Origin of the sequence: Paenibacillus sp. FSL R7-0210, assembly GCF_038009085.1 — a bacterium.
In the GTDB taxonomy this organism is placed as follows: Bacteria; Bacillota; Bacilli; order Paenibacillales; family Paenibacillaceae; genus Paenibacillus_AQ; species Paenibacillus_AQ silagei.
This window is the reverse complement of sequence record NZ_JBBPAR010000001.1, coordinates 3,245,937-3,261,335: the sequence shown is the minus strand read 5'-3', so window position 1 is coordinate 3,261,335 and position 15,399 is coordinate 3,245,937. Positions and strand designations below refer to the sequence as shown.

Annotated in this window: 18 protein-coding genes; 17 read left to right on the top strand and 1 reads right to left on the bottom strand. The window is 54.5% G+C overall.

The genetic code is table 11. From position 1 onward, the window contains the following. The first annotated feature begins 38 nt into the window (after window positions 1-38). The 9 genes from MKY64_RS14290 to lepB are packed head-to-tail and all read left to right on the top strand — an operon-like array spanning window position 39 to window position 8,419. On the top strand, window positions 39-1,040 hold the full coding sequence (locus MKY64_RS14290; protein WP_340953661.1) for a beta-ketoacyl-ACP synthase III: 1,002 nt from the start codon (window positions 39-41) through the stop codon (window positions 1,038-1,040). Beyond that, window positions 1,030-2,247, top strand: a complete 1,218-nt coding sequence (locus MKY64_RS14285; RefSeq protein ID WP_340953658.1) for an ATP-grasp domain-containing protein — start codon at window positions 1,030-1,032, stop codon at window positions 2,245-2,247. The genes MKY64_RS14290 and MKY64_RS14285 overlap by 11 nt, the downstream gene beginning before the upstream one ends. Then, window positions 2,244-3,236 (top strand): NAD-dependent epimerase/dehydratase family protein, encoded by a 993-nt coding sequence (locus MKY64_RS14280; RefSeq protein WP_340953655.1) that lies wholly within the window; start codon window positions 2,244-2,246, stop codon window positions 3,234-3,236. Before MKY64_RS14285 ends, MKY64_RS14280 begins: the two co-directional genes overlap by 4 nt. Beyond that, window positions 3,233-4,087: an MBL fold metallo-hydrolase gene (locus MKY64_RS14275; RefSeq protein ID WP_340953652.1), complete on the top strand. Its 855-nt coding sequence runs from the start codon at window positions 3,233-3,235 to the stop codon at window positions 4,085-4,087. Before MKY64_RS14280 ends, MKY64_RS14275 begins: the two co-directional genes overlap by 4 nt. Further along, window positions 4,084-5,400: a F390 synthetase-related protein gene (locus MKY64_RS14270; protein WP_340953650.1), complete on the top strand. Its 1,317-nt coding sequence runs from the start codon at window positions 4,084-4,086 to the stop codon at window positions 5,398-5,400. Before MKY64_RS14275 ends, MKY64_RS14270 begins: the two co-directional genes overlap by 4 nt. Then, window positions 5,397-6,542: a GNAT family N-acetyltransferase gene (locus MKY64_RS14265; RefSeq protein WP_340953647.1), complete on the top strand. Its 1,146-nt coding sequence runs from the start codon at window positions 5,397-5,399 to the stop codon at window positions 6,540-6,542. Before MKY64_RS14270 ends, MKY64_RS14265 begins: the two co-directional genes overlap by 4 nt. A 46-nt stretch (window positions 6,543-6,588) precedes the next feature. Further along, window positions 6,589-7,461: an SDR family oxidoreductase gene (locus tag MKY64_RS14260; protein ID WP_340953645.1), complete on the top strand. Its 873-nt coding sequence runs from the start codon at window positions 6,589-6,591 to the stop codon at window positions 7,459-7,461. Between the two features lie 33 nt (window positions 7,462-7,494). Beyond that, complete coding sequence (locus MKY64_RS14255; protein ID WP_339313834.1) at window positions 7,495-7,896, top strand: DUF4265 domain-containing protein; 402 nt, start codon at window positions 7,495-7,497, stop codon at window positions 7,894-7,896. 25 nt (window positions 7,897-7,921) lie between these two features. After that, on the top strand, window positions 7,922-8,419 hold the full coding sequence (gene lepB / locus MKY64_RS14250; RefSeq protein WP_340953643.1) for a signal peptidase I: 498 nt from the start codon (window positions 7,922-7,924) through the stop codon (window positions 8,417-8,419). On the opposite strand, the gene MKY64_RS14245 is transcribed toward lepB, so the two are convergent. Continuing rightward, a complete protein-coding gene (locus MKY64_RS14245; protein ID WP_340953640.1) occupies window positions 8,416-8,715 on the bottom strand; it encodes a Dabb family protein in 300 nt (99 codons plus the stop codon). The genes lepB and MKY64_RS14245 overlap by 4 nt on opposite strands. Before the next feature lie 81 nt (window positions 8,716-8,796). Here MKY64_RS14245 and MKY64_RS14240 point away from each other — a divergent pair, with 81 nt between their 5' ends. The 8 genes from MKY64_RS14240 (at window position 8,797) to MKY64_RS14205 (ending at window position 15,326) form a co-directional block, all read left to right on the top strand. Next, complete coding sequence (locus tag MKY64_RS14240) at window positions 8,797-9,255, top strand: hypothetical protein (protein WP_340953637.1); 459 nt, start codon at window positions 8,797-8,799, stop codon at window positions 9,253-9,255. 251 nt (window positions 9,256-9,506) lie between these two features. Next, window positions 9,507-10,541, top strand: a complete 1,035-nt coding sequence (locus tag MKY64_RS14235) for an HD-GYP domain-containing protein (RefSeq protein ID WP_340953635.1) — start codon at window positions 9,507-9,509, stop codon at window positions 10,539-10,541. 239 nt (window positions 10,542-10,780) lie between these two features. After that, window positions 10,781-11,521: a GTP pyrophosphokinase gene (locus MKY64_RS14230; RefSeq protein ID WP_076074027.1), complete on the top strand. Its 741-nt coding sequence runs from the start codon at window positions 10,781-10,783 to the stop codon at window positions 11,519-11,521. Window positions 11,522-11,549: 28 nt separating this feature from the next. Further along, window positions 11,550-12,404, top strand: a complete 855-nt coding sequence (locus MKY64_RS14225; RefSeq protein WP_340953633.1) for a Cof-type HAD-IIB family hydrolase — start codon at window positions 11,550-11,552, stop codon at window positions 12,402-12,404. Then, window positions 12,401-13,591, top strand: coding sequence for a glycoside hydrolase family 9 protein (locus tag MKY64_RS14220; protein WP_340953630.1), 1,191 nt, complete (start codon window positions 12,401-12,403; stop codon window positions 13,589-13,591). The genes MKY64_RS14225 and MKY64_RS14220 overlap by 4 nt, the downstream gene beginning before the upstream one ends. Next, window positions 13,482-14,027: a glycoside hydrolase family 9 protein gene (locus MKY64_RS14215; protein ID WP_340958081.1), complete on the top strand. Its 546-nt coding sequence runs from the start codon at window positions 13,482-13,484 to the stop codon at window positions 14,025-14,027. Before MKY64_RS14220 ends, MKY64_RS14215 begins: the two co-directional genes overlap by 110 nt. A 20-nt stretch (window positions 14,028-14,047) precedes the next feature. After that, complete coding sequence (locus MKY64_RS14210; protein ID WP_340953627.1) at window positions 14,048-14,755, top strand: HAD family hydrolase; 708 nt, start codon at window positions 14,048-14,050, stop codon at window positions 14,753-14,755. Window positions 14,756-14,774: 19 nt separating this feature from the next. After that, window positions 14,775-15,326, top strand: a complete 552-nt coding sequence (locus tag MKY64_RS14205; RefSeq protein ID WP_340953624.1) for a YfiT family bacillithiol transferase — start codon at window positions 14,775-14,777, stop codon at window positions 15,324-15,326. The last annotated feature ends 73 nt before the right edge of the window (window positions 15,327-15,399 follow it).

The window sequence follows — 15,399 nt, the reverse complement described above, 5'->3', positions numbered from 1 at the left end:
TTCGACATCTTGGTACTCACACGAATGGGAGATGCATTATGCAGCTTAGACATGTGAAAATAAAAGGAACAGGCAAATATTTGCCGGAGCGTGTAGTTAGTGATGCAGAGCTTGATCAGATCCTTGGCACAACACAGGGCTGGGTGAACAAAATCACCGGCGTCGGTACCCGCCATTATGCCAATACAGATGAAACCGCCTCCTTCATGGGCGCAAGAGCTGCTGAAGCGGCCCTCGCCGATGCAGGCCTCAGCTTCAGTGAGGTCGATTGTCTGGTGTGTACGAGCGGAACCAAGGAGCAGCCGCTGCCGAGTACCGCCGTGTTCATTCAGCAGGCCATGGGGCAGGCTGATTCCGGTGTGCCGGCTTTTGATATCGATGCGACTTGTCTCAGCTTTCTGGTAGGGCTTGATGTGATGTCCTACATGGTGGAAGCGGGCAGATATAAGAATGTGCTGCTGGTGGCCACTGAGATTGCCTCGGTGGGGCTGAACTGGCAGGATAAGGAGAGCTCGGCCTTGTTCGGTGACGGAGCGGCAGCGGTAGTGATCGGGCCTGCGGAGACCGGTGATTCCTCGCGGATACTTCATGCTTCGCTCAAAACCTACAGCAGCGGTGCACGTTATTCGGAGATTGCCGGGGGCGGGACCAGACTGCATCCCCAGAATTATACAGCCGAGGATGCACTGCCTTATCTGTTCCATATGGATGGACAGGCTATATTCCGCAAAGCGTCCAAGCTGCTTCCGGATTTCATTGCTGACATGCTGAATGCCACAGGCAATAAGATGGACGACTTCAGGCTGGTCATTCCCCACCAGGGCAGTGCAATGGCGATGCGTCTCCTTCGTAAAAAGCTGGGAATTGCCGAGGACCGCTTCCTCGACAATACCGCAGGCCATGGCAATACGATTGCTGCATCCATTCCGATGGGGCTGCATGAAGCTATCCGTCAGGGCCGGATAACACGCGGAGACCGGATCATGCTGATCGGCACAGCGGCTGGGCTGTCTCTGGGAGGCATGATTATTGAGTACTGAAGCCCGGCGTATTCTGATTACCGGCGGACGCGCCCCGGTAGCCCTGGAGCTGGCAAGGCTGTTCAAGGCGGCAGGCCACCAGGTATATGTGGCAGAAAGCGCCGAGTATCATCTGTGCCGGGTATCCTCTGCCGTCGAGGCCAGCTTCCGGGTGCCTGCCCCAAGGCATCACCCGCAGGCCTATGTCCAGCGGCTGGCAACGTTAACGGAAGAACTGGGCATTCACTGCCTGATTCCGACCTGCGAGGAGATATTCTATATCTCTGCCGGTCTTGAGCATCTGACGGGGTGCCGCGTACTTACGCCAGACCGGAGTATTCTGGCCGGGCTGCACCATAAAGGGGAGTTCATGATCCTGCTCCGTTCGCTCGGATTCAAGATCCCGGACACGGTGCTGATCAGCAGCGCAGAAGAGTGGCGGAGAGCCGTGATGCAGGCAGCGCAGGAGGGAGAGCAGCGGGTCTACAAACCTGCATATTCCCGCTTTGCCTCGAAGGTCATTCTCCCGGATAAAAGATCCGCTTCAACTAATCCGCATAACCGCGTTCCGGGAGAAATAGAGCCTCCAGCCGGACTATCGGCCGGGGCTCCCTGGGTATCGCAAGAGTACATTCAAGGCAGAGCGGTTTGTACGTACAGCATACTTCACGAAGGCACAGTTGTGGCGCATGCTGCTTATGACAGCAGGTACAGGACGGGACGCAGCGGGGCCAGCGTGTATTTTGAACCGTTGGAGCATCCTGCGGCCCTGGAATGGGTACAGCGGTTCGCCGCAGCAACCGGCTTCAGCGGCCAGATCGGATTCGATTTCATCGAACCGGAGAACGGGACGCTGTATCCAATTGAATGCAATCCGCGCGCTACAAGCGGGATTCATCTGTTCTCGCCGGAGGAAGGGTTGACGGAGGCGCTGCTGAATCCCGGTCTGCTCGTGCAGAGCGGAACAGTCATTGTCCCGCGTTCAGCCCGCACAGCCATGCTGACGCTGCCCATGCTGGGCTGCGGGCTGAAGCCGGGACCCGGGGGCTTCGGCAGCTGGCGGCAAGCGCTGCTTGGAGCAGCAGATGTGGTCTACCGCAAGGATGACCGCCGCCCTGCCCGCGAGCAGTTCCGCATAGTATACGCCGCCTGGAAGACAGCCAGGCGGCACCGCATCTCGATCACAGAGGCGTTAACTGAAGATATAGAATGGAATGGTGAGGCATGACCAAAGCGCTGGTAACAGGTGCAACCGGATTTCTTGGACGGCATACCGCCCGGAGGCTGGCCCGGATGGGCTGGGAGGTCTACGCGCAGGGACGCAACCCGGAGCAGGGAAAGCAGCTGGAGCAGGAAGGTGCAGTGTTTCTGGCCGGGGATCTGCGTGACCCGGAGACTGCCTATGGCTTTTGCCGGGGAATGGATGTGGTGTTCCATTGTGCAGCCTTGTCGTCACCTTGGGGGAAGTACAAGGAGTTCTATACATGCAATGTGGAGGCTACAAGCCATATAGTTGAGGGGTGCAAACGTCATGGCGTAGGAAGGCTGGTTCATATCTCCACGCCCAGTGTGTATTCCAGCCAGCGGCCCCGCTTCGGCATCCGGGAGAGTGATCCGCTTCCCGGCCGGCCGGCCAATGCCTATGCCGCAACAAAGCTGATCGCCGAGCAGGTAGTCCGGCAGGCAGCGAGAGAAGGGCTTACCGCCTTCATGCTCCGGCCCAGAGCCATATTCGGCCCGCTGGACAACGCCCTGTTCCCCCGGCTGCTGGCAGCGAATGAGAGCAAGGGGGTGCCGCTGATGAATGGCGGAGCGGCCAGGCTTGATCTCACCTGCGTAGAGAATGTAGTCGATGCCATGCTGCTCTGCTGTGAAGCCCCGGTGTCTGCTTCCGGCAGCGTCTACAATATTACTAATGGTGAGCCGCTAAGGTTCGAAGAGCTGGTCACCCGGCTATTCTCACTGCTCGGGGTTCCGCTGCACACCCGGCGATTGCCCTACCCGGTAGCTTATACCGCAGCGGCCTTAATGGAGGGGATCTACAAGGTGCTGCCTATTTCGGGTGAGCCGCTGCTGACCCGTTATTCTGCAGCCGCACTCGGTATCTCCCAGACACTGGATATTACACTGGCCCGCGAGCAGCTGGGTTATCAACCGCGTATAACAACAGACGAGGGACTTCGTGCCTTTGCAGAATGGTGGAGGGAACAGCAATGATTACAGAAATTCCAGTTGAATTATCTATACTGTCTGCGGGCTATTGCCTGCATCCCGAGCGTCTGACGCTGCGTGGAGGCACACTGAAGCCGGTTGCCTTCCCGGCAGGTTACGCCCTGATCCGGCATCCGGAATACGGTCCCATCCTGTTCGATACAGGCTACAGCGCGCGTTTCTTTCAGGAGACAGCTAGTCTGCCAGCTTCTCTATACCGCAAGATTACTCCGGTTGTCTATAGAGAGGAAGAGAGTGCAGTGCGGCGGTTGCAGGCAGGGGGGATCTCGCCGGAGGAGGTGCGGTATGTGGTGCTGTCGCATTTTCATGCCGACCATATCGGCGGGGTAAGGGATTTCCCGCAGGCACAGTATATTTATTTGCAGAAATCTTACGATGCCGTAAGCGGGTTGGGTCCGGTGCGGGCGACGAAGGCGGGATTCCTGCCCGGGCTGCTGCCGGATGATTTCAGACTCCGCTCCTTCCCTGTGGATGAAGCTTCAGCGAAGCGTGCGTTGCCGCAAGGCCTCCCGTTCACGGAAGCCTATGATTTGCTTGGAGACGGCAGCCTGCTGGCGGTTGAGCTGTCCGGCCATGCCGCCGGGATGATCGGCGTATTCGTCTCCACCTCCCAGCATGATTATCTGCTCTGTGCAGATACGGTCTGGTCGAGCCGGGCATTCCGGGAGAACCGCAAGCCGCACCTGGCAGCAGGCTTGATCATGTCCAGCCGCACAGAATACCACCGCAATTTCGAGCGGCTGCGCCAGCTGCATGAACAATTTCCCCTGCTTCGGATTGTGCCCAGCCATTGCCGCGAGGCGCTTGCGCACTGGGGAACGGGAGGTGTGACATGAAGCGGATAAGGCTGGTAATGACCCATTACATTCTCACCAAGTGGGGCAGACGCTGGAAGAACCGGGCAGCAGTCGAACAGTGGCAGGAGAAGCGTATCCGGCTTCATGTAGAGAAGGTGAGGCAGCGTTCGAAGTTCTACAGGGAGCTGTGGGCAGGCATTCCGTCCAAGGAATGGCGGAGTTTCCCGGTGATCGGGAAGCCGGAGATGATGGAGAATTTCGATCAGCTTAACACTGCGGGTATTACGAAGGAGCAGGCCTTTGCCGAGGCCTATGAAGCGGAGAACAGCAGGAACTTCAAGCCTACGCTGCAAGGCGTCACCGTCGGGTTATCCTCGGGAACCTCCGGCAACCGGGGGATTTTTCTCGTTGGAGAAGAAGAGCAGGCTGCCTGGACCGGCACGGTGCTGGCAAAGCTTTTGCCGGGTGGACTGTGGAAGCGGGCGAGCATTGCATTTTTTCTGCGGGCAAATAGTAATTTGTATGAATCCGTGAAGCAGGGAAGGCTGCAGTTCCGGTATTTCGATCTGCTGGAGCCGCTTCCCAGGCTCTTGACCCGTATGAAGGAGTACCAGCCGGATATCTGGATTGCACCGCCGTCCATGCTGCGTCTGCTGGCTGAGGCACAGCAATCGGGTGAGATGAATCTGCATCCCCGCCGGATCATTGCGGTTGCGGAAGTGCTTGACCCGCTCGACCGGCAGCAGATTGAGCAGACCTTCGGGCAGAAGGTGCATCAGGCTTATCAGTGTACCGAGGGCTTCCTCGGAGCTACCTGTAGTTACGGAACATTGCATCTCAACGAAGATATTGTACATATCGAAAAAGAAATACTGGATGAACAATCACGCCGGTTCGTGCCTATCGTGACCGATTTCTCCAGAAGTGTGCAGCCCATCGTCCGCTACCGGCTGAATGATATTCTGACCGAAGCGGCAGAGCCGTGTCCCTGCGGTTCACTGTTCACGGCCATTGAGCGGATCGAAGGACGCTGTGATGATATTCTGTATCTGCCCCATACGGCAGACGGCACGCACGTTACGGTATTCCCTGATTTCGTTACCCGGGCTGTGCTGGCAGCTTCCGCAGACATTGAGCATTACAGGGTCATCCAGCACAGCCTGACTGAGCTGGAGATCTCCTATCGTACACGGACCGGCACCGATCAAGGCACGGAGCAGCAGATTACAACAGAGCTGACACGCTTGTTCGCGAGGCTGTCCTGTATCCCTCCGCAGCTGACTTTTACCGCTTACAGCTTCGTGCCCGGAACTGTGAAGCTGCGCCGTGTGGAGAGGGGCTGGAAGCCGTGAAGAACCGGGTAACGCAGTATGACCGCGATTCTGTTGCCGGGTTGGACTGGCCGGATACGGAGTACGGGCGGTATGCCCGGGAGTACCTTACACCGCTGCTGGAGCGGGGAGCGCAACCTTTTATCGATAATGTGAGTACAACTGTTAAGGTGCTGACCATTGATGGTCTGCCGGTTCCGATTACGGTCAACGAAGCAGACTATGACAATTCGTATGTATGCTCACCCTATACCCACTATGTCAGCTATGCGCGTGAGGAGCTGGCGCTGCTCAATAACCGGCTTCTAGAGGGCCTATTGTCGCTAATGCTCTCAGGCATGGGCTGGATGCTGCGACAAGCACGGTTCAACCGGGTGGTTCAGGTGAATAACTGGCTGCTGTCCACCAATCTGTATCCTGCCTTAAATGCGGAACAGCTGACGGCGATACTGGATTACCTCCGGCAGACTTATCCGGGTTATACCTTAATGTGTCGTTCGCTTAGCCGGGAGACTTCGGGAGAACACATTGTCAAATTGCAAGGATATGGCTGCAAGCTGGTTCCAAGCCGTCAGATCTACCTGCTGCATCCGAATACCTCCGGCTCGAAGGCCAGGTGGCTGGTCAAACGCGACAGGAATCTGCTGGCGAAGCACGGCTATACTGAGGTGGGCCCGGAGGAGATCACACGGGAGGACATTCCCCGGATCGTGGAGCTGTACAGACTGCTGTATATCGATAAATATTCGACCTATAATCCGCAGTTCACCGAAGCCTATATTGCCCTGGCGCTGGAGCGACGCACCTTGCAAATCTACGGTCTGCGCAAGGAGGGAAGGCTGGATGCGGTGCTTGGCTTCTATGAGCGGGAGGGAGCGATGACTGCGCCATTATTCGGTTATGACACAAGTCTGCCTCAGTCTCTAGGACTCTACCGTATGCTGTCCGCCGTCCTGATCGGGCTTGCGGGCAGCAGAGAACTATTACTGCACGAAAGCTCGGGCGTCGGCCAGTTCAAGCGCAACCGGGGAGCGGCCGGAGCCACCGAATATTCGGCGGTGTATGACCGGGGCACCTCACTGCTCAACCGCTGCGGTTGGTCCTTCCTGGAGCTGCTGCTCCGGCGGATCGGCATGCCGCTTATTCAGAGGCTGAAGCTGTAGGCGGATTCATAACCTGTTAACTTGAGAAAAATGAAAGGGGTGTCCCATGAACAATAATTTAGTCCAGCCCCAAGGAATTGATCCGGTTGCGCTGGTTACAGGGACCTCCAGCGGATTTGGGCTGCTGACCGCAATTACGCTGGCCCGCAGAGGGTACCGGGTCATTGCCACCATGCGGGATCTTGGCCGCAGCAAGGAGCTTGTTCAGCAAGCTGAACAGGCGGGGGTACGGGAGCGCATTCATTTGCTGGCACTGGATGTCACGGACGAAGCTTCGATTGCATCTGCTATTCAGGAGAGTCTTGAGCTTGCCGGCAGAATGGATGTGCTGGTGAACAATGCTGGCTTCGCCGTAGGCGGATTCGTGGAGGAGGTCAGCATGGAGGAATGGCGGCGGCAGCTGGAGACCAACTTTTTCGGACTGGTTGCCGTAACGAAGGCGGTGCTTCCCCACATGCGGGTCCAGCGCAGCGGCCTGATCATTAACGTGAGCAGTGTCAGCGGCCTGAGCGGATTCCCGGGCTATGGTCCGTATGCCGCCTCGAAGTTTGCGGTGGAAGGGTTCAGCGAGAGTCTGCGCCAGGAGATGCTCTCTTTTGGCGTCCGCGTTGTACTGGTTGAACCGGGCTCCTTCCGTACCCCCATCTGGGACAAAGGGATTACGGGGATGCACAGAAGTGAAGGCTCCCCGTATCACACCAGGCTTGAAGAGGTGCTGCGGTACTCCCGGCGGGCGTCCGAGACGGCTCCCGATCCGCAGGAGGTGGCTGATCTGATTGGAAGGATCACTGCCTTACGTGCGCCGAAGCTACGCTATCCTGTAGGCCGGGGCTCGCGGGTGCTGATGATCGGCAAGGCCCTGCTTCCCTGGAAGGTGCTCGAGGGCATCATTTCGAGGTCACTTCGGGCGATGAAATGATAGCATGACAGAACAGAATTGAGGTGGAGGCTTTTGCCGGGAACGGTTGGATTACATATATGCTTTGATGAGCAAGGCCGGGAGATTGAGGTGCTGGATGTGACCCGGGTCGACAAGGATATCTACCGGATTGAGGAGACGCCGATTTTCAACCCGGGGATTGCGCTTGGCGATATTATCCGAGTGAGTGAGCGTGAGGGGATCGCTTATTACGTTGAGACGGTGAAGAAGTCCGGACTTGTCCGGTATGCCTGGCTGCTCAGCAAAGAGGCGGCGGCTTCCGGCGAGATCCGCAGCTTCACGGAGCGGGTTACAGAGCATGGGGGTAGATGGGAGCAGATCTTCGGCGGCCTGCTGGTGATTTATCTGCCGAAGCACTCTCTAGTAGACGCGGAGCTGGAAATGTCACAGATTATTGAGCATTTTGAAGGTTAATTATACGAATCTGAGGTGAAGGAAGTTGAAAAAATTCTTGAAGCAGTGGGTGCCGAGTATTGCCATTGGCATTATTCTATCCCTATTTATCCGTACTTACGTAGCAGAAGCAATGCGTGTACCTACCGGCTCGATGATTCCGACGATAGCGATTAACGACCGGCTTGTGGTAGACAAAATGCTCTGGAATACCTCGCTGAAGCATGGTGATATCGTGGTGTTCCATCCGCCGGTCGCTGAAGATGCGCATAAAAGATATGTAAAACGGCTGATCGGACTGCCGGGCGATGTGATTGAGATCAAGGAAGGCACCCTGTATCGTAACCATGAGGCGGTCGATGAGCCATACCTGCAGGAAAAGATGACCTATAGCTTCGGGCCGGTCACCGTTCCCGCAGACCAGTATTTTTTCTTGGGCGACAACCGTAACGTCAGCTATGATGCTCACCTATGGGAGACTCCGTTCGTAGACAAGGATGCGCTGATCGGCAAGGTGCTGTTCGATGTGAACCAGTTGTTCTAAATCGGGTAGTCGACCACCACAACGTTCTCCAGAATTCCGTCCAGCATGGACACGAACTTCTGATGGGCCGGATGCGGCCCGTAGGCACGCAGGGCTTCCTGATTCTCAAAGGTCACGCGGAGCCCCAGCGTATAGCCGTGGACATTCTCCTGCTCCTCGGTTACATTAACGCCTGCTGTAAGGTCAATGATGCCGGGGATTTGCTTTTTCAGCGCCAGCAGTGCTTGTAACAGGGCTTGCTCCTGGCTTGGTTCGAATTGCTCATTGAAGCGAAAGATGACGAGATGCTCATACATAATGGAATGATCCTCCTTGGACAAAGTGTCGGACTGCATTAGCGATTATACTACAAATTAGCCGGATGGAGGTTGAATACGTTGACCGGAGATTCTCTAGCCATAACCGACCGAATCAAAGCGCCTAACCCTGTTAGAGTCTTGATAGGTGTGCTAATTCCCATTATTATTCTGAGACTGCCCCCTAACCCCGACCCGGATAGACATTTCTATTTAAACTACATCATACAGGTATGGGTTGGACTCAGCATCGCGGCCTGCCTCTTCATTCTCATCAACGCGTTGCGTAAGGAAGGTCAGCTTCAGTGGGGGACAGATTCGCTTATTATTCGCAAAAAGCGCATCTCCGCGCAAGGGATTAAGGCCATTTACATAGATGGTCCGATAGTAGGAATATTGCCTGCTGGCAAACGGATTGTCCCGGTTAATCTCTGTTTCAGGTTCACAGAAGACACGGCAGCGGGAAGGAAGAGACTAATGAACTGGGCGGAAGAGAACGAAATTAGGCTAAAATACAAGAGATTTGTCAGATGGCTCTGAACAGAATATGGAAAGGCGTCTAAAGACAGGGATTCTATAGCACTAGATTACGGGGAGTTTGTGACTTTGACCGGATTGTTACTTTACCGTCTGTTGACTATGATCAAGTGGAGCATAACGGAATATTCCTATCAAGCGGAAACAGCTTGGCCGTCCTTTCAAGGACGGCACGTTTCAGCGAGAAATAGAAGGATAAGTTACCGTGTGAAACCTGTAAGTTCTTATATTTAATACAAAAGGGGTGCTGGTACTTGAAAGTACATGTCACGGATCTGAAGCACGGTGATTGTCTCATGGCAGACACTTTCAATGGTGTAGGGCTGCACGTTCTCCCCAAGGGGACTCGTGTGGAGCGGGAAGAGATTAGTATCCTGATCCGGCACAAAATTGATTATGTCGATATCGAGCCGCGCAACGGGCTGTATACGGACGCTGAACCTGCGCCCAGCCACGGGCTGCACGATGATTTTGATCTCGCTATTTTGAATTATGAAGCGATTTTTCTGGAAGCCTTGACGAAGGGCAGCTTCTCGCAGTCTGCAGTCGATGATACGTTGAAGCCGCTTCTGGAGACCTTGGAGGGGCAAAAGGATGTTGTCTCCCTGCTGCTCCTGCTGGACCGGGATGACATCGATACATATCACCACTCATTACAGGTGGGCTTATTATCCTATTACATTGCAGCGTGGATGGGTTACTCCAAGGAGGAGCGTTACCAGATCAGCCGTGCGGGCTATCTGCATGATATCGGCAAAAGCCAAGTGCCACTATCGATCCTGAACAAGCAGGGTCTGCTGACGGATTCCGAGAAGGATGAGCTGGCGCGCCACACCTTCTATGGCTATGATCTGATCCGCGGCTCCCAGATGGACGAGGTTACCGCGCTGGTAGCTCTACAGCATCATGAGTACGAGGATGGCTCAGGCTATCCCAATCAGCTGCTCAAAAAAGAGATTCATCCATACGCCCAGATTGTTTCGGTAGCCAACATCTATATGTCGCTCACCACTTCTACTGCGAACCGTCCCAAGCAGGGGCTGGTTACGGTGCTGCGCAAGGTGCATGAGATGGGCTTCGGCAAGCTGAATGAGACGGTGGTGCAGGCATTGACCGGGCATTTACTGCCGAGCTTCGTGGGCAAGAATGTACAGCTCAGCAACGGAGAAGTGGGTATGATCGTCATGAACAACCCGCTGGACCTCTTTAAGCCGCTGGTAAAAGTAGGCGAGGGCTTCCGGGATTTGTCGCGTGAACGCAGCCTATCCATCGATGAAGTGGTGAACTGAATAACCGGATGAAGAGGCGCTGTCAACAGCGCCCGCTTCTAAAGAACGGCCAGACTGTCCTTTTGGACGGTTTGGCTTTTTTTCGTAGGCAGAGAGAAGAAAGGAGGTTGCACGCAGGAGTTCCGGTGACCGGAGGAAGGTTTGTGTTCACGTCATAGATTGGCTATGATTAATGAGAGATGGAAGAGTTGTATGGAGATTATAGTCATTCTGTACAGCAGCACAAAGGAGAAATGAAGATGCATACCGACAACCAGTTAGAGAAATTGAAGCAGCTCAAATATGAGCTTACCCGCTTTATGATGATTTACAAGTTCGCTCTTGCCGAGATGGAGACCAAGATTGATATCCTCAAAGAGGAATTCCAGCTGCTTCACGACTATAGCCCGATTGAGCATACCAAGTCCCGGATCAAATCCCCGGAGAGCATTATGAAGAAAATGCTGCGCAAGAACAGTGAACTGTCCCTCCCGCAGATCAGATCCAGTATCAAGGATATCGCCGGACTGCGGATCACCTGTTCATTCATTTCGGATATTTATCAGGTTAGCGCCATGCTGCAGAAGCAGGACGATCTCAAGGTGCTTGAGGTTAAGGATTACATTAAAAACCCGAAGCCCAACGGTTATCAGAGTCTGCATCTGCTTATCGAGGTTCCCGTATTCATGTCGGACTGTCAGGAGCATGTCTGTGTTGAGGTACAGATCCGCACGATTGCTATGGATTTCTGGGCCAGTCTGGAGCATAAAATCTTCTATAAATACAGCCAGGCGGTTCCCGAGCATCTGACCCGTGAACTTAAGAATGCGGCTGACAAGGCGTACGAGCTCGATCTGCAGATGGAGCGGCTGCACCGTGAAATTAAGGAAATCAAGGATTCGCAGGAGGACGAAGATCCATTCTCCGAGTTGCGGGATATGATTCTTAACAATCAACAGTTCAGTCTGCCGGATAACTTTGTTAAGCTGTTGAAGGAATAGATGATGGAGGGTGGTTGTTAGAAGGCTCATGCATAGAAAAGCCTACGTTACTGATCTGGATGGAACGCTGCTGAACTCGGAACAAAAGCTGTCTGCATACACTATACAGGTGATTACAGAAGCGATGGAACAGGGAATGATTATCAGCTTTGCAACAGCAAGAGGATTTATCAGTGCTGACAGCGTAGTGGCGGATATTCCCTGGAGATATCCGGTGATTCTTTATAATGGTGCACTTATCTATGACAGCGTAGCACGTAGGGTGATTGACGGCTATTGGCTTGATCCGGCTATTTCCGGGGAAATTATAACGCTGGGCCGGGCTTATGGAATTACCCCTTTCCATTTTCTGCTGGATGGAGCAGGCAATGAGCGGGTGTTGTATGAAGCTCCTACCCGGACTGGCGATGTGGAATTCTATAATTCCCGTAAGAATGATGTGCGTTTCCGTGAGGTAGAGATGCTTGAATGCCCTGCCGGGCACCGGACCGTTGTAATGACTTTTATAGGCAGGATGGAGGAGCTGGAGCCTCTTCACCAGAAGGTACTTGAGCGCTTTGGCGCAGAAGTTCATATTCATTTTATGAGGGATATATACATAGAGGAACATTATTTTTTGGAATTTAGCCATCCGAATGCGAATAAAAGTCAAGGGCTTAAGCTATGGGCACAGCATATGGGGCTTCTTGCCACGGAAATTGTGGTGTTCGGCGATCACTTGAATGATCTGGGGCTGTTCGCTGCTGCCGGGACGAGTGTTGCCGTTGAGAATGCCCAAGAGGAGCTTAAGGCAGTTGCACATGTAATTACAGCATCCAATAATGATGATGGTGTAGCAGTGTTTCTGGCGGAGACTATGAACAAGGGAGCGGTTACAGGATGAGTGACAAGCGTCTTCGTACCATTGTAGTGAACCAGGCGGGATATTCAAGCGGAGGAGATAAGCTGGCTCTGTTCTCCGGGGACACCCTCGGATATCATGTAATTGACACAGGAAGTGGGGATGTGGTATTCACCGGACAGACGGGAGCTTATATTGAGGATAAGCCCAGCGGCTGCCGTGTGCGCAGCGGAGATTTCTCCGCGCTTACCTCACCCGGAAAGTACCGGATCGAGGGGGCGGAGGGTGAACAGTCCGCTGCATTTGTTATTGCAGACAAGCCGTATAAGGAGCTGCAGCGGGGATTGCTGAAAGCCTTCTATTACTACCGCTGCGGCGTGGAGCTTGAGGGAGAGTATGCGGGAGCCTGGGGGCATAAAGCCTGCCATCTGGCAGAAGGTACAGTCATCGGCCAGCCCGGGTCGAGACTGGACAGCAGCGGAGGGTGGCACGATGCAGGAGACTATGGTAAATACTCCGGTCCTGGAGCGAAGGCCGTAGCGGATCTTCTTTTGGCCTGGGAGCTGTATCCTGCAGCGTTTGCTGGTGTACATACACTACCGGAGAGTGATGGCAGCCTGCCGGATGTCCTGCTGGAATGCACCGTGGAGCTGGATTGGCTATTCAAAATGCAGGAGTCCGGCAGCGGAGGAGTCTACCACAAGCTGACCACAGCGCATTTCCCCGGACTTGATGTGATGCCGGAGGAGGATACTGGGGAGCTGTATTTCTCGCCGGTCTCTGCGGCTGCTACCGGGGACTTCGCCGGTGTGATGGCTATGGCGGCACGGATCTACAAGCCGTTCGATGAGGCATATGCGGCGCGGTGTCTGGAAGCCGCGTGGGCTGCCTGGAGCTGGCTGACTGCGCATCCGCATGTGCCGGGCTTCACCAATCCGCGAGGGATTACCACAGGGGAATACGGTGATAAGGTAGACAGTGACGAGCGCTTTTGGGCAGCGGCAGAGCTATTCCGCACGACAGGAGATGAACAATTCCACAGTGCTGCTCTTGAGCTTGCCAAGCTGCCGTTACCCATAATACAGCTTCGGCTGGGGGGATATGGGCGGCTATGGCACACTGGCTTACCTGCTCATAGGGGAAGCAGGTACGCTGCCATCCTTGTATGCGGAGCTAAGGGAGGGCTTGCTGGCAGAAGCAGACCGCCTGCTGCGGCAGAGCCGTCATGACGGCTACAGAATCTCGCTGCTGGAGCAGGATTATATCTGGGGCAGCAATATGCTGGTCATGAACCATGCCATGCTGCTGCTGGCAGCGGAACATTTCAGCGGGGAACAGGAATATGCTGCATGTGCTCTGGATCATCTGCATTACCTGCTGGGCCGCAATGTGCTGGGAATCAGCTATGTGAGCGGGTTCGGCGAACACGCGGTCATGCATCCCCATCACCGCCCTTCTGTGGGCGATCATGTGCTTGAGCCGGTTCCGGGCCTGGTGGTTGGCGGCCCGGACCGGGGACTGCATGATGAATATGTGAAGAAGCATTTGCGGCGCAAACCCGCAGCCCAGTGTTACGCGGATCACGAGGACAGTTATTCCACGAACGAGGTAACGATCTACTGGAATTCACCGGCATTGTTCGTGACGGCAAGATTCAATTGCTGATCAGATAAGGAGACGGGCCCATGCAGTCATTCAAAGTGATTAGTCTGGATATGTTCCAGACCTTGGTGAATATTGAGAGCAGGCGGGCAGAGGTCTGGAGGCCGATTCTCCAGCAGAAGTTCAGTGAAGCAAGGGCACTCCAGCTCGGTAAGCAATTGCTGAGCCGTTATTATGCAGCAGCCTGCGAAGCCCGGGAGGCGGGTACTTTTATCAGCAGCAGAGAGATTTATTACAGAGGGTTTCAGAGCGTATTCCAGGAGTCCGGCTTGGATTACGATTGCTGGCAGGCAGTGGATAACCTCTTTGCCCAGCATCGGCTGTCTGAAATGTACGCTGACACCGAGACTTTCTTACAGCGCATATGCCGGGATTATCAGGTATGTATTGTAAGTGATACAGATGATCTTATGCTTCCTGAGTTCTACCGGAATTATCCCATCTCGCTGTTCACTTCGGAGACGTATCAGTCGTATAAGAATGACACGCATAACCGTATGTTTACTGAGGTGATAGCCCATTATGATGTGGAGCCGGAGCAAATTATCCATATTGGAGATTCTGCGTCAGATATTCTTGGAGCAGCCAGAGCCGGAATCAAGTCCTGCTGGCTTAACCGGAACGGACAGCCCTGGGAGCTGGAAGTGAAGCCGGATGTTACGGCGGGAACACTGGAAGAGGCCTATGCGCTGTTGTCACCCGAAAATGGTATGATATCCAAACAACAATAACAAAGGAGCTGTGAGCGAAATGAACGACAATGTGGAAGAGCAGGAGCTGGAGTTGTTAAAATACCCGATTGGAAGATTCGCCGCTAAGGGGAACCGGACAGCAGAAGTGCGGGAAGCATCGGTTGCGGTCTTTAGGCAGTTGGCAGAGGAGTTGCGGGCAGCAGTAGAACCGCTAACGGCGGAACAGCAGCAGACCCCGTACCGGCCGGGCGGCTGGACTGTGGTTCAGGTCGTGCATCATCTCGCCGATACGGGCATGTATGCATACCTCCGCTTCAAGCGGGGGCTGACGGAGGAAGCACCGCAGGTTCCAAGCTACAGACAGGATCTGTGGGCGGAGCTGAGCGATTCTTCCAACGAACCGGTGGAATCCTCACTCCAGCTCATCGGACTGCTTAACCGCAGATTCGCGAACTTACTGGAATCCTTGCAGCCTGAGGACTATAACCGGACCTTTGTAAGCGGTGGTCTTGGTGAGATGACACTGGATACCGCAGTGGAGAGGTACATCTGGCACAGCCGCCATCACATCGCCCAGATTACAGCATTGATCCAGCGAAGCGGCTGGTAAAGGACAACTTTGGTTTACCATGAACAGACGGAGAGGGTGTTTACCCGCCGTCTTTTTATTTTGTCCGGGACCT